The organism is Acinetobacter sp. YH12052 (assembly GCF_013419835.1).
Classification (GTDB): domain Bacteria; phylum Pseudomonadota; class Gammaproteobacteria; order Pseudomonadales; family Moraxellaceae; genus Acinetobacter; species Acinetobacter amyesii.
Map to the genome: position 1 here is coordinate 221,080 of NZ_VOZI01000001.1, position 26,592 is coordinate 247,671.

A 26,592-nucleotide genomic window follows, 5' to 3' on the forward strand; every position below is an offset into this window, starting at 1 on the left:
CTCGTAAGACCATTAACTAATAAAGTTTAAGACCAATTATTGTTCTCCCCTTTATCAACTAAATTGGAGGCGGTATGAATGCCACCCGATCGTTTGGGGTATAAGGACTTCTCTTCAAACGATCAATAATCTCCCCTAGCCCCTCTTTAAAAAAGAGGGGGAACCATCCAAACGAAATCCATTCTTCACAAAGACTACTCCCTCCTTTGAAAAAGGAGGGCTGGGAGGATTAAAACCGTTGAATAGATCTATATAAGCTAAAACTGTATACATGGACTACAAAAATAGCTTTATAAGTGCGATGCTAAAACTAAAGACATAAAAAAACAGACCTACGTTACCGTAAGTCTGCTCATCTTAGACATTCAGCTTACTTTACAAGTTTACGTAAATCTTGGCTTAAATCTAAATATTTATCCGCTTCAAACGCTGCATTCTTGCTAATCAATTTTTTCAAATGACGCATCTCTTTTGCAGCATTCACCGTAATACCACCAACAATGACACCGTCAGTTACACCAAACAATACAAATGAAGACTCAGCCGCCAATTCAGGTTTAATTTCACCACGAACGATCCATTCGCTTGCAGCCATATCACCTACAAATTGATAGTTGATATTCAATTGATCTGTCCAGAACCACGCTGGATTTGGGGTTGGATGTTCAACACCCATTACATGACGAGCAAAGATACCTGCTTGCAAGTTCGCATTTTCCCAAGTTTCGACACGACGGTGGTTACCACAGTCACGAAGCTGAGTCGCAACGTCACCCGCTGCATAAATATCTGGATGCGAAGTTTGGCAGTTATCATTCACTTTAATGGCAAAATCAACGTCTAAACCTGCATCAACCGCAAGTTGAGCATTTGGCACAATACCAATACCATAGATCACTGCATCGGCACGAAGTTCTTCACCGCCTTCAAGCGTGATCAACACTTCTTCGCCATCAAGCTTACAGTTAGCAATAGAAGTCGAAAGACGAACATCTACACCTGCAAGACGTTGCTGTGCCAATAAGAATTCACTTAAAACACGTGGAGATGAACGACCCATGACCATCGGACCCATTTCAATCACGGTCACGATACAGTCTTTAGAACGTGCTGAAGAAGCAAGCTCAAGACCAATCACACCACCGCCGATCAATACAATACGGCGACCCGCTTGTAATACAGGCACCAATGCTTGTGAATCTTCAAGGTTACGTAAGGTATAAACGTGTTTACCCAAAGCATCGAAATTCGGTAAACGGCGTGCTGCACCACCGGTTGCTAGAAGCAACTTGTCAAATGCAACAATTTCGCCATTTTTCAGTTCAACTGTTTTCGCATCGCTATGGATTTTCACAACGCCATTGCCACGAATATGTTCAACACCGAGTTCTGCCAATTTTTCTTCTGACAGAATTTCGATTTTGGTCTCTTCAGGTTTTAGAATTACGTCTTTAGACAAAGGCGGACGTTCATAAGGAAGATGTGTTTCATCACCCACCAAAATGATTTTGCCTTCATACTTGTTCGCACGGAGTTCTAAAATGGCGCTAGCACCAGCTTGACCAGCACCTACAATTACGATGGTTTCGATGTTGCTCATGTCTTTAACCTTTTAACTCTGCAGATACGATGCCGAAGCCCGCAATCCATTCACTGATTTCTTCATAACAGTGCGTTGTCATTTCGTACTCGCCCACTTCATGCAGTGCAGCAAATGCAGCCATCCAAGAACGAACTTCTTGACCACCACGACCGCCCTCGGCACGAATTTCAGCTTCAGTCATCGCTTCAATGGCAGCAAAGTCAGCTTTGGCGAACGTTGCGAGGAGTGCGCGGTCCCATTCAGGATTTAAAGGCACAGCCACAGAGGTATCACCCGCCGCGAGTTTTTGGCCGACAGCAATGATTTTGCCTTGACGTGTATTACGTGCCTCTTCAGTTGGGTTACGACCTGCAATCAAGAACTCTTCCACTTCAGGTGGAACTGAACCCATTTGCGGCGTTGGTGGATCATGAGACAAACCACCTGTACCCAAAACAAGTACACGTTCATTTTCTAAGTTCAATGATTGAATAAACTGACCGACTGCACGACCCAAAGCGACTGTACGCTTAGTTGTCGGCATCGGTGCAGCAGCACCATTGATAAAAATTGGAATCGTTGGATAACGATCAAGCTTGCCACCACATAGGAAATGTAATGGTTGAGTCACGCCATGATCTGCTTGCATACGGTATGAGTACGCAACATCAACACCTTCATCCAACACACGACGTACTAAATTCACTGCAGTTTCTTCAGGTACGTTAATGTGATCATTGTCTTTACCATAATCCCAGTCACCTGCGGCTTTGGCACGAATACCCACGCAGAAACTTGGCATCAGATCATAGAAGAAACCATTGAAATGGTCTGGACCAAAAGTAATGATCAATGTTGGATTATAGTCTTCAACTTCTTTCGCAAGTTTGGCAAAAGTTTCACGAACTTTTTCCTCTTTATATTTCTCTTGCGGAGAAGCAAATTCCATCAGGGGACTGTGCGATGCACAAATGAGTTTAACGGCCATGGGTGACTCCTAAACGGAAGGCAGCCAAAAACGGCTGCCGAGTAAGTCCTTTACGGTTTTGGCGATTTAGATCTCGTCAAAGAAGCCAGCACGTGGTTGACGTAAACCACGGATACCTAGACCACATTCCGCGTTGATTAAAACGCCTGTCAATGGACGGTTGTTTTGACGAGAAGCCAATAACACATAAGAACCAGTCATATCTTCGGGTTCTGGTAAGAAGTTGAGCGGCATACCGCGGGCAATCTTCTCAGGATCACGTGCATCGAGTAGACCAAGGTTTTCTTGGCCTAAAGAAGCAGCACCTTTGATGTTGACATTCATACCCGACGGTGCAACAGCATTCACTCGTACTTTAGGCGCAAGCTCATAAGCCAATTCTTTCATAATGCCCACACCTGCATGCTTAGATGCTGTGTATACAGGGCCTCCGCCTGCTGAATACAGTGCAGAGTTAGACAAAGTAAATATGATAGAACCTTCAGAAGCTATCAATGCCTCGAGTGCAGCTTTCGCACCTAAGATGAGTGATTTGGTATTAATACCCATAATCTCATCAAAAGCTTTTTCTAGCTGTTCACCCGATGTATTGACGATATCTGCATAATGATCCCAAATACCTGCGTTTCCGACGAAACAGTCAAGTTTGCCATAATGCTCAACAGTCGCTTGAACTGCGCGAACATTATCCTCATAGCTGGCTACATCTCCTGCGATCGCTAGCACGCGGTCACCAAAATGTTCTTTCAATGCATCAACTTTGGACTGTGAACGTTGAAGAACAGCAACTTTTGCACCCTCTTCCAAGAAACGTTCAACCAATGCCCAGCCTAAGCCTGAACCACCACCGGTAATAAGTGCAACTTCGCCTTGTAGCCAACCCATGATTACTCTCCTGCCATCTCTACGTATAAAGCACCATCTTCAACAATCACAGGGAATGTCTTGATAGGATCTGTTGCTGGTAAGCATAATGCTTGACCAGTTTTCAAACAGAATCGAGCCGAATGAAGTGGACATTCAACAGTGCCATCATCTTCAAGGTAACCTTCAGACATTGAAGCATTACCATGTGAACAACGGTCGTTCATCGCGAAAAATTCGCCATTGTTGTTGAATACTGCAAGCGCATCGATACCGTTAACGCCGCAATCTACTTTCAATGCTTCGCCTTCGTCTAATTCGTCAACTTGGCAAACAAAAATCTTATTCATTAGAAGAACACGCTCAGGTTATGTGAGTTGTAAGTCACCTGATCAAGGGTAATCTTACGGTTGAAGATTTCGAAACCTTGCTCAGTGTCGACTTTGCGGATCTTGTCATGACGCTTACCACAGTAGATTGTTACATCTTTCTCTTTCTGGGTACGGTACAACAAGTACGTTACGTAAACGTCGTATTCGCCTTCAACTTCAGTCGCTTCAACAATCACATTTGAAACCATGTGTGTTGTACGTGAAGGAGGTTCTTCAGCCCAAGCCATACCTGTCTCTAAACGAGCTACACGGCGTTCCAACAAATCTTTTGTATCGTTAAATACCCAAGTTGTTGGCGGCTCAATCGAACGACGACGGTCACGTGTTTGCGCGTTTGGTGTTGTGCGTAACGTATAAGAAATATCTTCAGCTAATACAGCTAACCAATCGCGGAACTTCCAATCGTCAAGCAATTTTGCTTCACGATAAAGAAACTGACTAATTTGGTGATGGAGTTCTAAACTAATTTGACTCATTTCATAAGCTCCTTCTCATATTCGTCAGCCGCAGCTTCAACGTCTTCCCATTTTTCATGAATCAATAGGTCAGCCCAACGACGGTACATACCACGTGCAGCTGTTTCTGAGAAAATGTAGTTGGTGATACCAGGGATACCATCTTCACGTACTTTCTCGTTACCTTTACCCATTTCCATAATTAATTTGTTTTGACGGGCTTTATAACCACGTAAAACTTTTTGAATTTCAATCCAGTTCTCAGAGTCATCTTGCTCAAGGAAACCAGCAGGACCGAATGCGCGAGTCGCAGAACGCTCAAATGCTTCTTTCACTTCTTGAGATGCTTCAGCGTCTGCAATACAGAATGCCCACACTTCAGTTTTGTTTGGACCACGTGGGTGCCATACACGAAGTGTTGCTGTACCGTTCAACCAAGACAATGTTGGGAACATGGTGTTGTGACCAGCAAGACGTAAAGCACGTACTTCGCCTAAACGCTCTTTAACTTCATCAAATGTTTCACGGAAGTAGTTTGCAACTTCACCATCTACCCAAACGTTTGCATCTGGTTTTTCTGTGAAGAAGAAGCCTGAACCGTGACCACGTGAACCGTATTGGATCGCATCTTTCGCAGTTTCCCAAACAGGACGAGCTGTTTGTGCAGCACCTAATTTCTTAGATGATTCGTCATCTGGTTTTGCACCCAATACTTGGATCGCAGATGCGTGAGAGAACAATGCGTGGTATTGGTCAGATGCAAACTGTTCAGCTGCAAATTTCCAGTTACACTCGATTTCCCACTTGTGTACACCACCGATAATTTCTGTACCACCTGGACGACGGTCAAGAACACCATCTAAGTACCAAGCGATATCGCCCATGTATTCTTCTAGGTCAGGTGTAGTTTCATCCCAACAAGCGAATACTAAGCCTTTGTATGATTTAACACGGTTAACTTCAACAAGACCCCATTTCTCTTTACAAGCACCGTGCGGGAACGCGCGGTCTTCAAGTGGAATATCTTTTAAAGAACCATCAATGCCGTAAGACCAGCCGTGGTACGGGCAAGTAAATGCACGTGTATTACCACAGTCCGCGAAGCTCACACGCATAGAGCGATGACGACATTGGTTTAAGAATGCTTTGATTGAGCCATCTTTTTGACGTGCCACGATGATTGGATCTTCACCCATATAGGTATTGAAGAAATCGCCGGCTTTAGGAATTTGGCTCTCATGGCATAGGAATAACCATGTACGACCGAACACACGTTCTAATTCAAGTTCGTAAATGTCTGGATCGGTATAGATAGATGGCGTGATACGTCCATTTTGTGCATCGACTAAAGCATCGATTTCGCGCACATCAATTTTTCCACTCATGAAAAGCTCTCCTGTGACCATAAGGCACAAAGTAATAGACTCAACTTTTCAACGATGATGGATTTTAGAGCGATATTCGGGAAATATTTATTTTGTTTTAATTAAGAGATTTTATAGATTATTACGGTAGATTTTTTTTATGGCATTTTTTTTAAATTGCCGAGAACACCATTTATTTCGTGAATGGTAAAATAATCCTCACGCAATAGTTGTTTATAGATTATACTGAACGGACTTCTAAGTAAGACATTTTTTGGATTACTCCACGGGTTGATTATATGGAATTACGACACTTACGCTACTTTATTACTGTCGCTGAAGAACTCAATTTCAGTAAAGCTGCGTTAAAACTTTATACTGCTCAACCTTCTTTAAGCCAACAAATTAAAGATCTTGAAGAAGATGTCGGCGTAAAACTGTTGCACCGTACTAAACGTAAAGTTGAGCTCACAGAAGAAGGTGCCGTATTTCTAGAACAAGCACGTTTAACCTTGGCACAAGCAGACAAAGCTGTCGCTATGGCACGTCAGGTTTCACAAGCCAAACAGCAGATGCTGCGTATTGGTTTTGTCCCTGTCGCAGAGATGAAAATCTTCCCTTATGTACTGCCAAATTTACGTGTTCAGAACCCAGAACTCAAGATTGAATTACTCAGTTTAAATAACCGCGATCAGATGAAATTGCTGCAAAAAGGTGAACTAGATATCACTTTTACCCGCAATAACTTCCACAGCGACGAAATTGAAAGTCAGTTTGTACTGCGTGAACCGCTAATCTTTATTTTACCCAAAGATCACCCTTTAGCGAAGTACGAACGTATTCCTGTTAAAGCATTGAATGGGATTGATTTTATCATTCCTGCACGTGAACAATCTGGCACGTTGCATGAAGCTATTTTGGACTTTGCTTCGACCCATGGTATTCAATTTAATATCGTGCAAAAAGCCGACAATATCCTGTTTAACATTAACTCCATCGGCATGGGCTTAGGCTGCACGATCCTACCGGGATACATTGCGCCATTGACCATGAACAATACGGTGATCCGTCCTTTAGATGTCGAATTACCGTATCTAGACTTGTATGTAAGTTACCGAAAAACGGCGAGTTCTGTGGCTGTAGATAAATTCCTTGAACTGCTAACCAAAGTTTTTTATCTCGATATTAATCGCGAACAGCGTTAATTTTCGCCAAGTCATAATTTATAGATATAGCACCATTATTTTTAAAATGAATAATGGTGCTTTTTTTATGGCTAAAAAGTCGCTTTTTTAATCGTTTAAATGTTTTAATCGACGCATTTTATCTATCATGCATATCGACTTGATGGAAAATAACTTATAAATTTTAGTTTAGACATTGATAAAAATTGCTAAAAATTGCCGATTTACAACTTAAGTCTAATAAATAATTCCCCTTCCCCAACCATTTAGATGGGCTGATTTTATGCCTTTTTACTGATTTAGACCGTACACTGTCGACCTATTAATGAGAATAATACTCATTTAAAGTATTTTTTTCAAAAGATTTATATAAAAAAAAGGATGGCAAAACCATCCTTTTTTTGAATTTCATGTCAGTGACAAGAAATTACACACCACGCGCTTTTAAATAATCTTTAATCACGGTGTTGAATTCTTCTGCTTTTTCAACTTGAGACCAGTGGCCACATTGGCTGAAAATATGCGCATCAGCATGAGGAACGGTATTCAAAATATCCCACGTACGAGATACAGGAATCACCACGTCTTGTACACCGTGAATCAACAATACTGGCACAGTAATGTCTTTCATTTTTTCAAAGTCGAGTGGGAATTCGAAACGGTCACGGTCGCGTGCGCCAACAACATCCATCAAACGATTTGATGCATAGTCATTTGCAGCAGAAGCGAAACGTACTTTTACCAATTCGTCTGTGATCAAGTCTTTGTTTACAACAAACATAGACAAGGTTTTCTTGATGCCTTCTTCGGTTAATACAGGGTTTGCATGTGCTTTAAGTGCTGCAGTTTGTTTAGCACCGCCTGTACCCATAGACACGATACCCAATACACGTTCTGGATAGTCCAAAGCCATTTGGAATGCTAACCAGCCACCGAGTGAGTTACCCACTAACCAAGTTTTTTCAATACCTAGGGCATCTAACGTACGTACAGCGTGATCAACCCAAGCACGGATACCATAAGCAGTATTCGGTGCAACAACAGTTTGACCATAGCCAATCGTATCGATAGCGATACAACGTGCTTGTTCACCAATTTGAGGTAGGTTCAACCACCAGTTAGCAGCAGCAGATACACCTGTACCTGAACCGTGTAAAAATAGAATTGGTGTGCCTTCACCCACTTCGTGGTAATGCGTTAATTCGCCTTCAGCAGTTTCAATCCATTTATCTTCTAAACCAAAGAATGAATCAGTTGTATAGTCAGGAATCTGAACAGTGCTCATACATGCTCCTCGTATTGCGTAGAGCTTATGTTTCAATCCATAACGGATTTAAACACAAGGGGGACTCTTTTGGATTTTGTGGTTTTTACAGTCTCATATTACCTGTTCAGCCACTGCTAACTGATACATATTTACGATCATAAACAACAAATAGACTATAATTTAAGTTATTGTTTTTTAAATATATAACTCAAAAATATATCCATAAAATCTTTGAGGTATTTCTTTTTTAAATAACCCAGCAAATAAAAAGGGAAGCAATGAATCCACTTCCCTCTTTTTTATCCTGAGAAATTAGAACTTATAGGTATAAGTTGTCGCGACACGGTACTCTTGCAAGTCAGATTTGTAATCGAAATCGGCATCGATATACATTGCCTGGAAGCCTAAGCCCTTCAACTTACCTTCAGGCACGGTGTAGTTCACAATTAAGTTCAATTCATCTGACTTCTGATCTTTAAGACCAGCAATTTCTGCATCTGAACCTGTGAAATACACAGCAGTTGTATTTAAGCCTTTCACACCCATTTCTGAGAAATCATAGCCATAAGTAAAGCCCCATGATTTTTCATTTTTTGCAGTAAATGTTGCTATACCCCAGTTGACTAAGTACGGCTGCGGCACCCATCCACCCAGTGTTGGGAATGCATTATCACCAAACATTTGTTGATAACCCAAACCAAAGGTATGCGAACCGTAATTCACTTTCGCACCAACCGATAAGGCTTGGTTATCAATTTCGCCATACAGTTTGTCACCCGAATCCGAGTTATCGAAGTAACGGATATGGCTATCCAGTTTGGCTTTGTCACCTAACTTGGTTTTATAGTTCGCGCCGACATATTGCTGTGTGTAAATGTCTTGAACATCAGCGTACCAATAGCTACCACCAATCTCAGGTGTAAATTGATGGTCAATACCCGCAATATACATACCATCAGAAGTTGGCCCAAGATCATAATGGCCCACGGTGCCATCTGGTAATCTTTTACCTGGAGCGAACATTGATAAATCACGGAATTGGTTGTCATAACGGTTATTGATCCCGTCAATGTATGCCAAAGTTAACTTAGTATCTTTAATCTCTTTCGATTCTAACCATGCACCGCTATAAGTCGTCATTAACTGACGTGATGGATCGAAAACCAACACTGGAGACACTGGTAATAACTCACCCACTTTCAACTCAGTTTCAGATACTTTGGCTTTAAGGGTCACGCCCACTTTACCAAAGTTATCTTTTGATTCTTTACCATCGTGCGGCAAGATCCAGTCTGGGTTTTTATCACGTGCATTAAGTTTAAATGCATGTTGAACCAAAAGGTCAGCACCCACTTGAATACCTGCACCAATATCTTGATACCCTGACTTGGCATCCAAAGTCACACCCTGTGACCATGAACCCCAGTTACCCGCCGGATTTTCTTTAATTTGACGGTCTAAGTAGAAGTTTTTAAATTTCAATTGTACTTGGCTGTCGTCAACAAAGTCCGCATAAGTTGCAGATGTTCCTAATGTTGCTGTCGCAGCAAGAATTGCTATCCATAAATTTTGACGACGCATGGCTTATTCCCAGTGATCAAATTAAGCTATGACATCATCATGCTCAACAATACCTTGGAAAAAAATCCGACTACAGTATTAAGGTTTATCAGGCTTTTGTACGACTTGAACTTTGGAAGCTATTTCTGGTTATTTTCCTTAGAGATTAAAACAATAACTCCCTTTTATCATTTAGAACGGCTGATTAAATTAACCCCATGTTTTATTAACATAAAATTTAAAGTTTTTTATTTTTTGCAATTACATGCGCTGTATTAATTGCTTTTAAGTTTAAACAAAGTTTTTTACTGAGATTTATCCTTATTTGAGTTATAAAATTTAGCTATGACATGATATTTAATTTATATAATCATCAATAACTTAAAGTTAAATTTTACTACTATGGCTGCTCGAAATCAGCCATTGGTTCGCAGAACTTTTCTTATTTCAATCCACTTTTCATGCCTCAAATCAATCTCAACATAATCTCAAGCCCATCTCAAACCAACACAGCCACTTCAGACATAAAAAAAGCGCCCATTTCGGGCGCTTTTTGATTTAAAGCAAATTAAGCATTGGCTTCTTTTGCTTTAGACATGGTCAATGCTAGGTCTTCGATCATATCTTCCTGACCACCAACCGTACCACGACGACCCAATTCCATGAGGATTTCACGAGCAGATACGCCGTATTTCGCTTCAGCACGTTTAGCAAATAACAAGAATGAAGAGTAAACACCTGCATAACCTAAAGTCGCAGCATCACGATCGGCACGGATCGGGTTGTGCATCATTGGAATAACAAGGTCTTCAGCAATGTCTTGTACTTTAAACAAGTCAACGCCAGTTTCCATTTGCATACGGTTCGCAACAGCCACGAATAACTCAAGTGGTGTATTACCTGCGCCTGCACCTAGACCTGCAGATGCAAGATCGACACGAATCGCGCCAGCTTCAACAGCCGCAACAGAGTTTGCCACGCCCATACCTAAGTTATGGTGACCATGGAAACCGAGTTCAATCTCTGAACCCAAGTTTGCACGTAAGATACCTACACGGTCAGTCACATCTTGAGGAAGCATGTAACCTGCAGAGTCTGTTACATAAATACAGTTTGCACCGTAAGACACCATTTTTTGTGCTTCTTCAAGTAATTTCTCTGGTGTAGCCATGTGCGCCATCATCAGGAAGCCCACAGTGTCCATACCCAGTTTACGAGCAGCAGTAATGTGCTGTTCAGAAACGTCTGCTTCAGTAGAGTGAGTCGCTACACGAATAGTTGCTACACCTACATCATGTGCCATTTTCAGGTGATCAACCGTACCGATACCAGGAAGTAAAAGTGCAGATACTTTCGCTTGTTTCAGGTTTGGAATCACCGCTTTCAGGTATTCTTCATCAGTTGCAGCTGCGAAACCGTAGTTGACAGAGTTACCACCTAAGCCGTCACCGTGGGTCACTTCAATCAGCGGCACACCTGCGTCATCCAAAGCTGTGGCAATGGCAACCATTTGCTCAGGTGTCGTTTGATGGCGCATCGGGTGCATACCATCACGTAAAGTCATATCATTAATAATAATCTTAGACATTTTGGTATTCCTTAAGCTTCAACAGGGTTTAAGACGCGTTCTGCAAACATTTCGGCAGTACGTGCAGCAGCAGCAGTCATAATGTCGAGGTTACCGGCATATTTAGGTAAATAATCCCCTAAACCTTCAACTTCCAAGAACATTGAAACGCGGTTGCCATCAAACACAGGACCATTGACCAGTTTGTAACCTGGTACATATTTTTGAACTTCAAGAATCATCGCATGCACAGATGCTGTGATTGCTGCTTGATCCGGCTCACCTTCAACAAGACAGTGAACAGTATCACGCATCATCAGTGGTGGCTCAGCAGGGTTAATGATGATGATCGCTTTACCTTGTTTCGCACCGCCCACTTTTTCAATAGCACCGGCAGTGGTACGAGTAAATTCATCAATGTTTTTACGTGTACCCGGACCCACAGATTTTGTTGAAACTGTTGCAATGATCTCGCCATATTCGACAGGCTGAACACGTGAAATCGCAGCAACCATAGGAATCGTTGCCTGACCACCACATGTCACCATGTTGACGTTCGGAACTTCACCTGCATCCAATAATGCTTCTAAGTTTACTGGTGGTACGCAGAATGGACCGATTGCAGCAGGTGTTAAGTCAATCATTAACACGCCAAGTTCATTTAATTTGCGGCTGTTTTCAGCATGAACATAGGCAGAAGTTGCATCAAATGCGATTTTAATGTCGTCTTCAATTACGTGTGGAAGTAAACCGTCTACGCCTTCAGCAGTGATTTTCAAACCCATTTTTGCAGCGCGAGCCAAACCTTCAGACGTTGGGTCAATACCGACCATCCATACAGGTTCTAAAAATTCGCTGCGTTGAAGTTTGTAAAGCAAGTCAGTACCAATGTTCCCTGGACCGATCAATGCACATTTAATCTTTTTCATGAATGTGTACTCTTAAAAATTCCGTAAAACCCAAGCTTATTTCGCTGCAAATGCTGCAGTCACAGAACCAAAGCCTTCAATTTCAACTTTGAATTCATCACCAGGATTTGCCACAACCATTGGACCTAAAGCACCGGTCAATACGATGTCACCTGCAAGCAATGGACGACCACGACGAACCATTTCGTCAGCCAACCACACTGCTGCATTTAATGGGTTAGAAAGACACGCTTTACCCACACCTTGTGAAACCACTTCTTCACCACGAGTCATGACCATTTTGCAATTTACAAGGTCAAGATCTGCAAGTTTTACAGGCTTAGAACCCAGTACAAAACCTGCTGAAGATGCGTTATCTGCCACAGTATCAATCAAAGAGATTTTCCAGTTTTCGATACGGCTATCGACCACTTCAATGGCAGGCAGTGCATATTCTGTTGCACTAATAATGTCTGCATAAGTGTGTTTTTCTTTGGTCAAGTCTTGGTTAATCACCAAAGCAATTTCTGCTTCAACTTTTGGCTGAATCAATAAACCAGCAGGGATTTCTTCACCATCGCCATACGCCATATCAGCAAACAACATACCGAAGTCAGGTTGATCAACGCCCAACTGCGCTTGTACAACTTTTGAAGTTAAGCCAATTTTACGACCTACAAGGCGACGACCTTCTGCCACCGCACGTTTGGTATTCACTTCTTGAACGGCATAAGCAATATCTACATCAGCACTTTCACCACCAAGTTGTGGACGGATCGGTGCAATCGCAGCCTGATTTACTTCCGCATCGCGTAATGCTTGCGCAACTGATTCAACAACAGCAGAATTCGACATCAATGTTTCCTTAAACTGCAAAAATTGGATGCACAACGTGTTTCATTCCGATCACCATCAAAGTGATGAAAGTCATGTCAGGATTCGCCTAAAGCATTTCACTCGACACGCTACACGTTATGTTTAGATACATTTAGCATCGAGATTTTAGAAAGTGAATACCAATACTTATTTTATTTATGACTATAGCTATTAGCTATAAATTAATCATTATTTATTATTAATATTCAAAAACTTAAGTCAAAATAATTAAATAAAATTCACTATTTTTTTCGCCCTTAAATCTGAATCTCTACTAAAAAACTTGGCTTATACGACTAAAAGATAAGATTAAAAGATTATTTTAGCGTCAGCCTAATACCCGAATAACAATGTTCAATTATGATAAATTAAGTACGCCACTTTCTTCAAATAAAAATAATTCAATAAATAACAACAAGATAAATCATAAAATTCAAACAAAACCCTATCCTGGCTTGTGCTAAAAAAGCAAATAGTCGCGCCAAACTACACAGATAAATCAGCTTGAGGACCGCTTGTTATTGTTAAAAAATCTAGTGTTATCAGTTTTTTAAAATAATTCAGTTCAATACTTCTCAAAAGAGATGAATGATGTATTACCCCCTATGATTGGCAATAAAAAAGGTGAAAACCAGTTTCACCTTTTTACTCGTTTGTATCCGCAACTAGACAGCGAGACGCAATTTAACGTGTTCCAGTAGAAATTCCGCCAAATCATCGACTGTATGTGCAATATGTAAGGGTTGAAAATACTGGAGTGTTTCTACAGTATGCACTCCATAGCTCACGCCTACACGTGGCATCTGAATATTGAGGGCCATTTCTAAATCATACGACGTATCACCAACCATAATGGCTTGATCGGCACGTAGTCCTGTTTCCGCCAAAATTTCTGCCAACATCAACGGATCTGGCTTAGATTTGGTTTCACTGGCTGCTCGGGTCGCACAAAATAGCTCATGACTTTGCGTTTGAGCCAAAACACGGTCAAGACCTTTACGGCTTTTCCCCGTTGCAACAGCCAATTGTAGACCGGCATCACGTAATTCCTGCAACATATCAGCCACACCTTCAAACCATATATCACCTTTGGAATGTGCCACATAGTGATCGGCATAACTTTGCAAAATGTCGCTGTGTAATTCGGGAACCGTCGGAAATAACCGCTGTGCGACTTCTGGTAGACCTAAACCAATAATACTTTTCGCATCAGCATCGGTCAGCGGCTGTGAAAATTGATCTGCTGCAAATTTTAAACTCTCCACAATTTGACCCACAGAATCAAATAAAGTGCCATCCCAATCGAAAATGACTAGTTTTATAGCTGAGTTCATACGTTTTCCTAGATTTGATTCAGTGTTTGGTAATTCAGATTCTGGAGTGCATCAATTTATTTACCTCACCCCGGCCCTCTCCTTAAAGGAGAGGGAGAAAGAAAACTTACGAAGCAGTCCTGCTCAGGGGGGAGAAGTCTAATATTTAAAACTTACTCGTCATCTTCCGAAGACTTCACCACTTTGTCGGCTTTTTGCGCGCGTAGCTGCGCCACAAGGCTTTGCATATCTTCTGGCAATGGCGCTTCAATGGTTTGGTAACCCGGAATTTCTAAACGCATGGCATGCAGACATAAACGACGTGGCTTTGGACCACGGTATTCAGTTTCATGACCATATTTTTCATCGCCCACCAATGGATGACCAATACTTAAACCATGTACACGGATCTGATGTGTACGGCCCGAAAGTGGAGACGCATACACCAATGTGGCATGCATAAAACGTTCTTTCACGTTCCACAGCGTCTTCGACTCTTTACCTTCTTTAGGTGATACACGAACACGACGCTCGCCATTTGCCAGTTCGTAACGATGCAAAGGCTGATCAATGAGCTGCTTATCCAAACTAACCACGCCTTTCACCACAGCAGCATAAGTTTTTTGGATTTTGTGCTCACGTAACATGTCTTGCAGACTTTTTAACACACTACGTTTTTTCGAAATCATCACCAAACCAGAAGTGTCGCGGTCAATTCGGTGAATCAACTCAAGGTATTTCTTCCCTGTTGCGGCACGTAAGCCTTCGATCAAGCCATACGCCACACCACTACCGCCGTGAACAGCAATACCAGAAGGTTTGTTTACCACCATTAAGCCTTCATCTTCGTACACCACACGGCTCAGTAAACTTTGTGCCACTTTGTCCGATACGGGAACCGCAGACTCATCTTTTTGCTCATAACGAATTGGAGCAACTCGAACTTGGTCACCAATATTGAGTTTGGTTTCCGCTTTGACACGTTTTTTATTGACGCGAACTTGGCTTTCACGAATCAGACGATAAATGCGACTTTTAGGCACACCTTTCAGACGACTAAACAGGAAATTATCAATACGTTGACCCGCCTGATGCTCGTCCACTTCAAACCAGGTGACGCTTTGCCATTCTTGCGTAGAATTCATACAGTTACTGTGACCTAAAAAAATACTAAAATTGATTAAAAACCGATCATTTAAGCTATACTTTTCGCAAGAAACATAAGCTTAGCCCATAGGCAGATGATGCAAGGTTTGATATAGTCAGCGCACGGAAACCACCGTAACTGAGTAAAAGTTGATTCATTTCAGTATTTACTGTCATTGAACTTTCAAGCAATTACTCATTTAGCTCGGAAAGGTCCCAAAAGAATTATGCCGACGCCGAAGGCTTATTATATCGGCAAAACTGCAAACTGTTGCGTTTAATTGTGCCGTAGGTACATAAAACAGTTTGCCCCAAAAAAATATGTGCCAACCAAGGTTGGTTTTTAAACGTAAACTGATACACATCAGACCAGTCGCTCCCTGGAAATCGTGTTCAGGCCACAACGTTTGATGCATTGGATCTGCACAGTTTGTAAAGGTACGATGATAATTCCGTATCAAGACGCTCTATCAGATATGAATGGATGCTCTTCGAGCAATGTGACAGTGAAAGTTACTCACATCCAATGCACCGTTTGTCCGCCAGTGAAACGCATTCAGGTGACTTTAATCGTTTAAAAGATTGAAGCCGTATTGCCATCATCAATACGTGAATCAAAAACCGTTGCCCACCCAAAGAAGGTCGGTACACATGCACAGAGGATGTTTTTCGATCTGTGTAACTTGATCCATGCTATCTGATGCTCGCTACGAGTCAGGCGATGTTCTTCTGTGTATCACTATTAGGTGTTACACCCATGAAACGTATGTTGATTAATGCAACACATGCCGAAGAAATTCGCGTTGCACTTGTCACTGGTCAGCGTCTTTACGATTTTGACTTAGAGAATCGTACCCGTGAACAAAAAAAATCGAATATCTATAAAGGTCATGTGACTCGCGTAGAGCCGTCTTTAGAAGCTGTATTTGTTGAATACGGTGCAGGTCGTCAAGGTTTCTTGTCGATGCGCGAAATCGCTAATTCTTATTACAAAGCAGATCCTCGCCAAACTTCAAACATCCGCGAATTGATCACTGAAGGCACTGAGCTTTTAGTTCAAGTGGAAAAAGAAGAACGTGGTAATAAAGGTGCTGCCCTTTCTACATTTATCTCACTTGCTGGTCGTTATTTGGTTTTGATGCCAAACAACCCGAAAGGTGGCGGTATTAGCCGTCAAATTTCAGGTTCAGTTCGTGAAGAATTGAAAGAAATGTTGGCGTCTTTAAATGTCCCTCGTGGCATGAGCGTGATTGTACGTACTGCTGGTATTGGTCGTTCTCAAGAAGAACTGCAACTTGACCTTCAACACTTGCTTGACCTTTGGGCACAAATCCAAAGCACATCAAGTTCAGGTCCATCACCAATGTTGGTTCACCAAGAAGCCGGTGTGGTTACACGTGCGATTCGTGACTATTTACGTGATGATGTTGCTGAAATTTTAATTGACTCTGAGCAAGCGTATAACGAAGCCTATAACTTTGTTAAAGCGGTGATGCCACGTCAAATCGACAAATTAAAAACCTATACTTTAAATGAACCGTTATTTGCTCATTTTGGTATCGAAAGTCAAATCCAAACTGCCTATGAACGTGAAGTAAAACTTCCTTCTGGTGGTTCAATTGTGATTGACCAAACTGAAGCATTGGTTTCAATTGATATTAACTCTGCAAAATCAACACGTGGTAGCGATGTAGAAGATACAGCACTCAATACCAACCTTGAAGCTGCAGAAGAAATTGCTCGCCAATTACGTTTACGTGATATCGGTGGTTTAGTTGTGATCGACTTCATCGACATGACCAAAGACCGTAACCAACGTATGGTTGAAGCTAAACTTCGTGAAGCAACACAAAGCGACCGTGCACGTATCCAATTCGGTCAATTGTCACGCTTTGGTTTGATGGAAATGAGCCGTCAACGCTTACGTCCATCGCTTGAAGAAGCCACAGGTTATGTGTGCCCACGCTGTCATGGTACAGGTATGGTACGTGACCTACGCTCTTTATCACTTTCAATTATGCGTAAAGTGGAAGAAATTGCGCTACGCGAACGTCATGGTGAAGTTCAAGTTGAAGTGCCTGTTGAAATTGCTGCATTCCTATTGAATGAAAAGCGTCACAGCCTTGTATATCTTGAGCAAACTTCAAATGTTCGTGTGACTGTACTTCCACACCCTCACCTAGAAACACCACATTACGAAATTTCATATAACCCTGAAGGTTTTGCACCGACAAGTTATGAACGCACTGAAGCAACACGTTCTAGCGAAAAAGAATTGGGTTACGAAGCATCTGAGTGGCACTTAGGTGAAGAAAAGGCCGCTGCTGCTCAGCAACAAGCACCTGTACAACAACAAGAAAAAGGCCACAAAAAGAATAAGCAACAACCTGTTGCTGCCCAACAAGCACCTGCACAAGTTGCCGCTCCTGCAGCATCATCTAGTCCATGTGCATGGTTAGAAAACTTATTTGTTCAAAAACAAGCTGCAACCGTTGACCAGTCGCGTACTGCAAACAATGCCGCTGCTGCAATTGAACAAATGGTAAATGGCGGTGCTGCAAGCCGTGGCCAGTTTGGTCAAATTACCCCTGCATCGGCAGCGCCTGCTGTTGTCGCAGACAATAATGCTTACCTTGCACCTTCTACTGTTGTGCACAAACAAGAACGTGACAGCCATTCAGAAAAAGCTGAACGTGAAGAAAAACGTCACAACAAAAAGCGTACTAAGCATAAAGAGCCACGTGAACAAGAAGCTCAACCGCATCAAGTTCATGAGGAAGTGTTACAACCTTCACGTCAAGACCGTCAAGAACAGCGTAATAACGAAGCACGTCAAAACGAACGCCAAGAGCAACGTTCTGAACGTCAAGACAACCGTCAAGACCAACGTGAAAACCGTCGTAACTCACGTCGTCAACACAACAACGAACAAGTACAGCAAGATGTTCAAAACAATGAACAACCGCAGTCTGTTCCACGTCGTGACCGCAACAACCAACAACGTCCAAATCGCCCAAATCGCCACCGCGATCAAAGCGTATTGAACGAGCAAGCGATTGCTCAGGAAGTTGCAGCTGAGCAACAACCTGAAAACCGCAATCAACGTCAACCTAAAGTTGAAGTTGTTGATGCACCACGTCAAGACGTGATGCCAACAGCACTTGTGGTGAATGTTGATCAAGCTCAAAGCGAAATCGTAGCGCTAAATACTGCTCCAGCAGTTGAAAAAACTATAGAAACCCCAGTTGTCGAAAAGGCCGCTGTCGTTGAAGCAGCAAAAGTGGAAAAACTTGCGACTGAAACAAAAGAAGCAGCGCATAAACCACAGCATGCGCAGCAAAAACCGTCTCGTGCAAGCAATGACCCACGTCAACGCCGCCGCGAACAGCGTGCAGCTCGTGCTCAACAAGCACAGGCTCCGAAAATTGCGCCATCTCAAGTGCCGACACTAAGTCAATACACTGTAAGCAGCTTGATTAAGCATGTATACGGTGAAGACTGCTCTGTACTGATTGAGCAATTTGGCTTAATTCCAACATTCAACCGTGCATTGCAAAAATTCACGGAAGAATATGCCGCGACTTTGACTGCACCCGCAGCTGAAGCAGCTGTAGAGAAAAAGCCTGTCACTCGTGATGTTCAAGTTGCAAAAGCTGCACCTGAAGCTGAACCAGTGCCAATGTTGGATTTGACACCACCAAAGCCTGTGTCAGATAAACGTGTTGCTAATGACCCACGTGAGCGTCGTCGCCTTGCTAAACTTGCCGCTGAACAAGCGAAACAAGACCAAGCAAAAGCACATGCTGAGGTGGAAGCTACGCCTGTCGCAGACACTGCTGTTGAGGCGCCTGTAGTTGCAGAAGCTAAAGCTGCTACAGTTGAAGCCAATGTATCCGACGTTGCAGTTCAAACTGAAGCACCTGTGCCCGCTCAAGCTGAAGTACCGACACCCGTTCAAGCTGAACTGGATGTGAGTGCGCAGCCTGAAAAGACGGAAGAAGTGTCTGAAGCTCCTACTAAACCAGTAGAAGAAAAAGCTCAAGCCGTTGAAGCAGAACAAAAAGTTGAGGTTCCTGTAGACGAGAACTCGGCCGCTGAAGGTGAAAAACCTGCACGCCCTCGTCGTCCTCGCGGTCGTCCACCGAAAAAAGCAAACACCGCAACTGAGCAGTAATTTGCTATTTTGCAGGTGAATAAAAAAATCCAGTCATTTCGGTGACTGGTTTTTTTTTGATACTTTTGTCAAATTAGGTTGATTGCACTAGATCGAAACGATTAAAAGACAATTGTAGAATTTGCTGCAAATTTCATTGCAAAGAAATAGACCGTATCGGATTACGAAAAATAAATAGGATTCACATGAGCCAAACTACACAACACGACCTTATTGGGATTGCTGATGTTGCAGCAAAAATTCCCGCATTCATTAGCAAAGTACCCAACCTGTTGAGTGGTCTAAAGCAAGCCTATTTACGTACCCCAAATACTTCCGCAGGCTTAGGTATTGCATTTGAAAAAGCCGTAAAGCGCAATCCCAAAGGTTATGCGCTTTATTTTGAAGAGCAAAAATATACCTATAACGAATTAAATGAATGGGCCAATCAAATTGGTCACTATTACCTAGCCCTCGGCGCTAAAAAAGGTGATGTGATTGCGGTGATGATCGAGAACCGATCTGAACTGGTGGCAACCATCGTGGCACTAGCCAAAATTGGCGTCACCAGTGCCTTGGTCAACACCTCACAAGTCGGCAAAGTCCTGACACACAGTATCAACTTAGTAAACCCAATTGCGGTAATTGTGGGCGAAGAATGCCGTCAAGCCGTAGAAGAGATTCGTAATGATCTCAGTGTGGCTGCAGATCGTTTACATTGGTTCGCAGATCAGGCCACCCGTGTAGATGCCGGTAAAGCACCTAAAGGCTTTTTAAACCTTGCAGTAGCGATTGATGAATTTCCAAAATTCAACACGCCAACCACTGCAAGCGTAAAAGGCAAAGACGGCCTATTTTATATCTACACCTCTGGGACAACAGGCTTACCTAAAGCGGTGATTTTCACCAACAGCCGTTGGACTTTGGCTTATGGAACATATGGTCACGTCCTTAATCTGAATAAAGATGATGTGATGTACGTAACTTTGCCGCTCTATCACGCTACAGGCACTGTAGTTTGTTGGTGTGGGGTGATTGCCGGTAGCGCCACTCTTGCCCTGCGTCGCAAGTTTTCCACCTCATCGTTTTGGAAAGATGTACAAAAGTTTGATGCGTCAGCCATTGGCTATGTGGGCGAACTTTGCCGCTATTTGATGGATGCTCCACATTCAGACCTTGAAAAAGGCCATCGTGTGAAAAAAATGATTGGTAACGGCATGCGACCAAACATTTGGGATAAGTTTAAAGAACGCTTTGGGGTCGAAGAAGTCCTTGAACTCTATGCATCAAGTGAAGGCAACGTCGGCTTTAGTAATGTGTTTAACTTCGATAACACTGTTGGTTTTTCACCAACGCCTTATGCCATTATTCAGTTTGATAAAGAAAAAAATGAAGCTGTACATGATGCTAAAGGTCGCTGCATTAAAGTGAAAAAAGGCGAAGTCGGCTTACTCATCGGTAAAATTACCCGTCGCTCACCTTTCGATGGCTATACCGACACGGAAAAAAACAAATCCGTCATTATGAAAGATGTGTTCAAGCATGGTGATTCATACTTCAATACTGGCGACTTGGTCCGTGACATTGGCTTCCGACATGCTCAATTTGTCGACCGTCTAGGCGATACCTTCCGCTGGAAAGGTGAAAACGTCTCAACCACTGAAGTTGAAAACATGGTGAGTGAGTACGATAAAATTGCTGAAGCTGTGGTTTATGGCGTAGAAATTCCAGATACCAATGGCCGTGCAGGTATGGCTGCCATCACACTCACCGATGGTGCCGAACTCAACGAACAAGATTGTAGTGAAATGGTTCTGCAATTTAAAAAATGCTTACCCGCTTATGCTGTACCGGTATTTTTACGTGTACAGAAAAAAGTCGAAACCACAGGTACGTTTAAATACCAAAAAAACAAGCTGAAAGAACAAGCCTTTGATCCTAAGCAAACAGATGAGCGAATCTTGGTTTTACTGCCGAATGCGAGCGCTTATTGTGACTTGACCCCTGAAATTTATAACAATATTCAGGCCTATCAATACCGTTTCTAAATCAAACTTGCTCATTTTGACGACAATCACCCGTCAAAATGAGCCACATTGTTGTATTTATAATCAAACACAAGCAAGTTTATGATTTTTTACTTGCGCTTGAAGCAGATCTTGCTACAATACGCACCATCAAGCGAAATGGGTCGTTAGCTCAGTTGGTAGAGCAGTAGACTTTTAATCTATTGGTCCCGCGTTCGAGTCGCGGACGACCCACCATTTCCTTCGATACCACAAGATGGGTCGTTAGCTCAGTTGGTAGAGCAGTAGACTTTTAATCTATTGGTCCCGCGTTCGAGTCGCGGACGACCCACCATCTTTCTAAAATGCCAGTTTTAGATTACAATCTTGTACATACCCCCTAAGGGTCGTTAGCTCAGTTGGTAGAGCAGTAGACTTTTAATCTATTGGTCCCGCGTTCGAGTCGCGGACGACCCACCATTCTTTCTTAGGGCTTCTTTCTTCCGGCAGTTGAAGAAAAAGAAACCTGCAGGTTCCGACCAAGACAAACCATCACCATTATTGGTTTTGATTCGCCATTCTCGAAATTTTGCTATAGCGATGTTGCGAAGTATCATTCTTGTCTTGCTAGATGAAGTATTTGACCTGAAAAATTTTAGATAACAAATATTCCCTAGTATTCAAAACTACGCGCTTCGTTTATCTTGCAAAAATTTTAAAATGCTCTTTTAAAATTTTCTCAGGGTTGTTAGCTCAGTTGGTAGAGCAGTAGACTCTTAATCTATTGGTCGTGGGTTCGAACCCCACACAACCCACCAATTCTATGTCGTATTAATAGTTCAATTTTTTATAAGCTAGTTGCATTCGATTAGCCAAGATTTGCGAATTTCACGCCGACGCTCAAACGCAATTTATAATTTTATTTACTTCATTCGCAGTATTTAATTTGGGTCTTTCACCAAGGTATAGGCATGTTGCGGCTGAGGATAACCCTTGGAAAATAATTCCTGATTTCGATCAACTTCACCTTGACGAATTTTGTCTAAATCCATGGTGATTTTATTTTCATTAATCACGTGATAATAAAAATTCACGCCTTCTTTTCGATGAACCACCAGCTCGGTATGTGCTTCATTAACACTCCACGTATCCTTACGGTATTTCACATTAATGCCTGGCGTATTGGTTTTTTCAGCAAATACTTTACCAATTTGAATAATACTGCGGTGTACCGTTCCATCTGGCAATAAGTTAAGAATGAACTCCGCATCGCCTTCTGGGCATGGAATAAAACTGTCATCGCATTTTACTTTGGCATGAAAACGTCCAATAAAAATTTTGGCATGCTCAGGAACAGGAGCTGACTTTATTTCATCGTCATTCGGCAATGTCGCCTGCCCTGCCACTTGGGTTAATTTTTTTCCATGATCTTGCTTCGCTTGAACTTCCGATGCGACAGTTGATGCCGAACTTTCACCCTTATCCGCTGCGGGTTGAGGCGTTGGACTACAACCAATAAAAGAGAGGCTGAACACTCCTGCAAACACTGAAAGATATGCAAATTTCATCAAAAAAGGTGAAGCCGATGTTTTCATATAATGTGCCAAGACCAATCATTCATTGGTTTTTTCAGTTCTTGCTGACTTAATATTGTAATCAAATAATCAACGCTGTATACATATATTTGCGATATATGTTATATCATATCTCATTGTTATCGTTGATATTTAATTAACACTCAAGCTATTTTAAAGGCAAACTAATCAAACTAATTCTTCAAATTACATAACTTTACTTAATTTTTTTTCTGCACCCTTTAAATCGCAAAGCTTGTCACCATTTCTATAATATGAATTTGGAAATATTCAAATTTATTCTTTTTTTGAAGGAGACCTGAATGGCCAATGTTGGTTTATATCGCTCAAACCGCTCTAACATGATTGCTGGTGTGATGGGGGGTATTGCTGAACGTTTTGGTTGGAACGCAAATTTACTGCGTATTATTTTTATCTTTGTATCATGCTTAAGCGCAGCCTTTCCCGGTATTTTGGTGTACTTGGTTTTATGGTTAGTCATGCCTAAAGCACAAGATAACTTTTTCCGTACCAATGGCTATTCAGACCCTATTCGTACTGTGAATGATGACAGACGTTAAAGTCCTTTGACCCAGTTTGGTCGCTACGGTTTCTCCCCCAAGATTCCGTAGCTTTTTTTTGCCTACATTTTGGCAAAACCATATTTAAGTCTGATGAATTTAAATCAAAGTTTAAGGCTTAAGATTTTGTTTGCTGATTTAACTGTTGATATAACGCTGCGATCATATCAGCACGGCTAATCATTCCCACCAACCGTTTTTGCTCAACGACTGGAATATAATTAAAAGATCTTTCCACAAAATACGGCACCAAATCTTCAATCGGTTGATCTGGCTGCACGGTCACCACTTTGGGATTCATAATTTGATAAACGTGATTTTCCCAACTGGCTTTGGGGTCTGCGGCACGTTTAAACCATTCCACTACATCATATAAAGCCAAATTTCCCACCAAGCGATCCAGATCACTCACCACTGGCAAACTCATCAAATTGACTTGTTTAAACTTTTCCAATGCTGACTGAATATCATCTTCTGCACGCAAGCTAATCACTTGCTGGCTCATGAGATCACGACAATGAAACTGGCTTAGACCACGACGACTAGCTAACTGCTGTGCTTCTAAAATGATTTTTTGTAGGTCGTATTCACTGATATCGAGTAACTGACTTTGCTGTTCTAAGACTTGCTGAATATCCGCAGGTTGAATCGACACTTTTTGTGTCGGTGTTGGATCTGTCGTCCGTGTATTAACTTGTGATTTTTGTGGATACTGCTTACCTAGTAATCGGTTATAAATAATAGCAACCACCATCAAGAGGACCGAATTTAAAAGGACTGGATAAAAAAGAAAGGCGTAGCCTAAATCATGGACAGCCTCGCCGCCCAATACCGCGGTAATCGCTACTGCCCCACTCGGTGGATGCAATGAGTCCGTGGTCATCATTAAGATAATCGCTAATGCAACTGCGATACTAAAAGCTTCGGTTAAATTAGGAATATACATCGCACAAGTCACGCCAATCAAAGCCGCAAGACTATTACCGACCACCATATTCCACGGCTGTGCCAAAGGACTAGCAGGTACAGCAAAGAGCAGCACAGACGATGCGCCCATCGGGGCGATATACCATGCATTTAAGTCACCTAGCGCTAACCAACTAATCAGCGAAGATATACTCAAGCCAAGCAAAGCACCTACCCCACATAGGATGCGATCTTTTAATGGTAAAACTTTAAAGTTGGGTTTAAGTGTATTAAGCCAAGCTGATTTTGCGTGAAACACGAGATGCCTGATTGATTATTCGAACAGATGGGCGATTATAAAACGAAGTCTCTTATAAGATGTATTTATTTTATACCTTTATCTTATAAAATTTTCTACTGAACAATATCTAATCCAAATTAAAGCCGAAAGAACTGAATAATGCTCACGAGTCAATCACCTGCTCATCTCTCTTATTTCATTAACGTTTTACAACAAAACCTAGACAGGCTAGCTGTTTAAAATTCCCTATAGTCAAAAGACCTATAAAAATATTTGAAAAAAGGATGTTCTGAATGAATAAAAATATCTTCGCAATGTGTGCCCTCTGTATGCTTGGCTTGGGTTTATCGGCCTGCTCCAAAGAACCTCAACAAGCCAATCCGCCAGCCAATGATAATACACCTCAAGAAATGGCCCCAGCTGAAACTGCAAAAAATGGGGATGATCTTATTCGAGAACCAACACCACAAGTTGAAGCACCAGCGCCTCAACCCACTTTAGCTGAAATCCCCATGAGTAAAGGCACTTTAGGTTTACAAAGCGTCAAGGTGATTGGAAAAATTTTAACCGTAAAAGTGATAGCTCAACCTAACCCTGCCCCAAATGGAAACACTGAATTTATGAGCACATCCATCAATTTGGAACAAACCAATTATATTGATGATGACACAGCCAAAAAAGTAGGACTGCTGCAAGATGATGCTGGCATTTGGATGGCAGCACCTTTAAATGCAACAAATAAAGCTATCCAAAAAGCCAGTTATGAACCTATTTTACTCACCTTTAAATTCCCTGCGCCGCCTGAAAGCACCAAGACCATTAGCATCAATTTAGGTAATGCAGGTTCTTTTGACGGCATACCGGTTGAACGCTAATGAGAACATTACTGTATAGCGCAAGTTTGAGCTTATTGATTGCAGGATGTGTAGATTCCAAAACTGATCCACCGCAGACTGAACAGAACGTCGCAGAAATAGACAACACTCAGACTGTGCCAGAACAGCAGCCGAAGCCATCTGAACCAAGTCAACCTCAGGCAGAAGCCAGTAATTTATCGGCTGTCGGTTCAGATTTAAGTGCCAATCATAATGAATTTAATATTCAGGTGAATTTAAGTTCGGATGTGCTGTTTGATTTTGGCAAAGCCAATTTAAAACCCGAAGCTGAACCTGAGTTACAGCAAGCAGCCCAGACCTTAAAAAGCAAAGGTAAAGGCATTATTGCCATTGTCGGCCATACCGATAATATTGGTTCAGATGCCGCCAACCAAAAACTGTCGTTACAACGGGCTGAAGCGGTGCGTGATTATTTTAAAGCCCAAGGTATTGATTTAAATTATCAAATCAGCGGGATGGGAGAAAGTCAGCCGCTTAAACCGAATACCCTATCTAATGGTGAGGACAATCCTGAAGGTCGTCAGAAAAATCGACGGGTTGAAATTGTAATTAATAAAACCAAAAGCTTATCTGAGTCATAAAGCCTTGATAAAAATGAGTCTAAACGACTCATTTTTTATTTTACGACTAAATTTTTAGTGGTGAATTTTGATTCTTTTTTTGAGAATATCTCTAAACGATAGACGCGCCAAAGTCATATAGCAAACGT

General features: G+C 42.0%; 21 protein-coding genes, 4 tRNA genes and 1 pseudogene. 10 read left to right on the forward strand and 16 right to left on the reverse strand.

Annotated features, from left to right (window positions below):
* Positions 1-370: 370 nt before the first annotated feature.
* The 6 genes from hcaD to hcaE all read right to left on the reverse strand — a co-directional run bounded on the left by hcaD (position 371) and on the right by hcaE (position 5,666).
* Positions 371-1,600 (reverse strand): 3-phenylpropionate/cinnamic acid dioxygenase ferredoxin--NAD(+) reductase subunit, encoded by a 1,230-nt coding sequence (gene hcaD, locus FTU06_RS01015; RefSeq protein ID WP_180144388.1) that lies wholly within the window; start codon positions 1,598-1,600, stop codon positions 371-373.
* Positions 1,601-1,604: 4 nt separating this feature from the next.
* Complete coding sequence (locus tag FTU06_RS01020; RefSeq protein ID WP_180144391.1) at positions 1,605-2,570, reverse strand: 3-carboxyethylcatechol 2,3-dioxygenase; 966 nt, start codon at positions 2,568-2,570, stop codon at positions 1,605-1,607.
* Between the two features lie 66 nt (positions 2,571-2,636).
* Positions 2,637-3,455, reverse strand: a complete 819-nt coding sequence (hcaB, locus tag FTU06_RS01025) for a 3-phenylpropionate-dihydrodiol/cinnamic acid-dihydrodiol dehydrogenase (RefSeq protein WP_180144394.1) — start codon at positions 3,453-3,455, stop codon at positions 2,637-2,639.
* Between the two features lie 2 nt (positions 3,456-3,457).
* Positions 3,458-3,784, reverse strand: coding sequence for a 3-phenylpropionate/cinnamic acid dioxygenase ferredoxin subunit (gene hcaC / locus FTU06_RS01030; protein ID WP_067763933.1), 327 nt, complete (start codon positions 3,782-3,784; stop codon positions 3,458-3,460).
* Positions 3,784-4,302 (reverse strand): 3-phenylpropionate/cinnamic acid dioxygenase subunit beta, encoded by a 519-nt coding sequence (gene hcaF, locus FTU06_RS01035; RefSeq protein WP_067763936.1) that lies wholly within the window; start codon positions 4,300-4,302, stop codon positions 3,784-3,786. The genes hcaC and hcaF overlap by 1 nt, the downstream gene beginning before the upstream one ends.
* The gene (hcaE, locus tag FTU06_RS01040; protein WP_067763943.1) at positions 4,299-5,666 is read right to left on the reverse strand and encodes a 3-phenylpropionate/cinnamic acid dioxygenase subunit alpha; all 1,368 of its coding nucleotides are present in this window, start codon (positions 5,664-5,666) and stop codon (positions 4,299-4,301) included. Before hcaE ends, hcaF begins: the two co-directional genes overlap by 4 nt.
* 278 nt (positions 5,667-5,944) lie before the next feature.
* On the opposite strand from hcaE, the gene hcaR reads away from it, so the two are divergent.
* On the forward strand, positions 5,945-6,850 hold the full coding sequence (gene hcaR, locus FTU06_RS01045) for a DNA-binding transcriptional regulator HcaR (RefSeq protein WP_078189744.1): 906 nt from the start codon (positions 5,945-5,947) through the stop codon (positions 6,848-6,850).
* A gap of 406 nt (positions 6,851-7,256) precedes the next feature.
* Here the strand turns inward: hcaR and FTU06_RS01050 are convergent, their stop codons facing one another.
* The 8 genes and pseudogenes from FTU06_RS01050 to FTU06_RS17035 form a co-directional block, all read right to left on the reverse strand.
* A complete protein-coding gene (locus FTU06_RS01050; RefSeq protein WP_078192776.1) occupies positions 7,257-8,114 on the reverse strand; it encodes an alpha/beta fold hydrolase in 858 nt (285 codons plus the stop codon).
* A gap of 294 nt (positions 8,115-8,408) precedes the next feature.
* On the reverse strand, positions 8,409-9,677 hold the full coding sequence (locus tag FTU06_RS01055; RefSeq protein WP_180078117.1) for an OprD family outer membrane porin: 1,269 nt from the start codon (positions 9,675-9,677) through the stop codon (positions 8,409-8,411).
* A gap of 547 nt (positions 9,678-10,224) precedes the next feature.
* Positions 10,225-11,244, reverse strand: coding sequence for a 4-hydroxy-2-oxovalerate aldolase (gene dmpG / locus FTU06_RS01060; protein ID WP_180144397.1), 1,020 nt, complete (start codon positions 11,242-11,244; stop codon positions 10,225-10,227).
* Positions 11,245-11,255: 11 nt separating this feature from the next.
* Complete coding sequence (locus tag FTU06_RS01065; RefSeq protein WP_180144399.1) at positions 11,256-12,152, reverse strand: acetaldehyde dehydrogenase (acetylating); 897 nt, start codon at positions 12,150-12,152, stop codon at positions 11,256-11,258.
* Positions 12,153-12,188: 36 nt separating this feature from the next.
* Complete coding sequence (gene mhpD, locus FTU06_RS01070) at positions 12,189-12,986, reverse strand: 2-keto-4-pentenoate hydratase (RefSeq protein ID WP_078189749.1); 798 nt, start codon at positions 12,984-12,986, stop codon at positions 12,189-12,191.
* A gap of 686 nt (positions 12,987-13,672) precedes the next feature.
* A complete protein-coding gene (locus FTU06_RS01075; RefSeq protein ID WP_180144401.1) occupies positions 13,673-14,341 on the reverse strand; it encodes an HAD-IA family hydrolase in 669 nt (222 codons plus the stop codon).
* A gap of 152 nt (positions 14,342-14,493) precedes the next feature.
* Positions 14,494-15,465 carry an RluA family pseudouridine synthase gene (locus FTU06_RS01080; RefSeq protein ID WP_078189751.1) on the reverse strand — a complete coding sequence of 324 codons (972 nt, stop codon included), beginning with the start codon at positions 15,463-15,465 and terminating at the stop codon, positions 14,494-14,496.
* A 55-nt stretch (positions 15,466-15,520) separates the two neighbouring features.
* A pseudogene (locus FTU06_RS17035) lies at positions 15,521-15,829 on the reverse strand (hypothetical protein).
* 394 nt (positions 15,830-16,223) lie between these two features.
* Between FTU06_RS17035 and FTU06_RS01085 the strand changes: the two are divergent.
* From FTU06_RS01085 to FTU06_RS01110, 6 genes are all read left to right on the forward strand, one after another.
* Positions 16,224-19,640, forward strand: a complete 3,417-nt coding sequence (locus FTU06_RS01085) for an Rne/Rng family ribonuclease (protein ID WP_180144451.1) — start codon at positions 16,224-16,226, stop codon at positions 19,638-19,640.
* 185 nt (positions 19,641-19,825) lie between these two features.
* Positions 19,826-21,667, forward strand: coding sequence for a long-chain-acyl-CoA synthetase (locus FTU06_RS01090; RefSeq protein WP_180144404.1), 1,842 nt, complete (start codon positions 19,826-19,828; stop codon positions 21,665-21,667).
* Between the two features lie 140 nt (positions 21,668-21,807).
* Positions 21,808-21,883: transfer RNA gene (locus FTU06_RS01095), tRNA-Lys, on the forward strand.
* Positions 21,884-21,904: 21 nt separating this feature from the next.
* Positions 21,905-21,980, forward strand: a tRNA-Lys gene (locus tag FTU06_RS01100).
* A 49-nt stretch (positions 21,981-22,029) separates the two neighbouring features.
* Positions 22,030-22,105: transfer RNA gene (locus FTU06_RS01105), tRNA-Lys, on the forward strand.
* A gap of 262 nt (positions 22,106-22,367) precedes the next feature.
* Positions 22,368-22,443 (forward strand) — tRNA-Lys (locus FTU06_RS01110).
* A gap of 123 nt (positions 22,444-22,566) precedes the next feature.
* On the opposite strand, the gene FTU06_RS01115 is transcribed toward FTU06_RS01110, so the two are convergent.
* Positions 22,567-23,220 (reverse strand): hypothetical protein, encoded by a 654-nt coding sequence (locus tag FTU06_RS01115; protein WP_257225666.1) that lies wholly within the window; start codon positions 23,218-23,220, stop codon positions 22,567-22,569.
* 302 nt (positions 23,221-23,522) lie between these two features.
* On the opposite strand from FTU06_RS01115, the gene FTU06_RS01120 reads away from it, so the two are divergent.
* Complete coding sequence (locus tag FTU06_RS01120) at positions 23,523-23,780, forward strand: PspC domain-containing protein (RefSeq protein WP_078189754.1); 258 nt, start codon at positions 23,523-23,525, stop codon at positions 23,778-23,780.
* 118 nt (positions 23,781-23,898) lie between these two features.
* Here FTU06_RS01120 and FTU06_RS01125 read toward each other — a convergent pair whose 3' ends face one another.
* Positions 23,899-25,005: an HPP family protein gene (locus tag FTU06_RS01125; RefSeq protein WP_168377935.1), complete on the reverse strand. Its 1,107-nt coding sequence runs from the start codon at positions 25,003-25,005 to the stop codon at positions 23,899-23,901.
* Between the two features lie 275 nt (positions 25,006-25,280).
* Here FTU06_RS01125 and FTU06_RS01130 point away from each other — a divergent pair, with 275 nt between their 5' ends.
* A complete protein-coding gene (locus tag FTU06_RS01130; RefSeq protein ID WP_180144407.1) occupies positions 25,281-25,862 on the forward strand; it encodes a hypothetical protein in 582 nt (193 codons plus the stop codon).
* Positions 25,862-26,464: an OmpA family protein gene (locus FTU06_RS01135; RefSeq protein WP_168377937.1), complete on the forward strand. Its 603-nt coding sequence runs from the start codon at positions 25,862-25,864 to the stop codon at positions 26,462-26,464. Before FTU06_RS01130 ends, FTU06_RS01135 begins: the two co-directional genes overlap by 1 nt.
* The last annotated feature ends 128 nt before the right edge of the window (positions 26,465-26,592 follow it).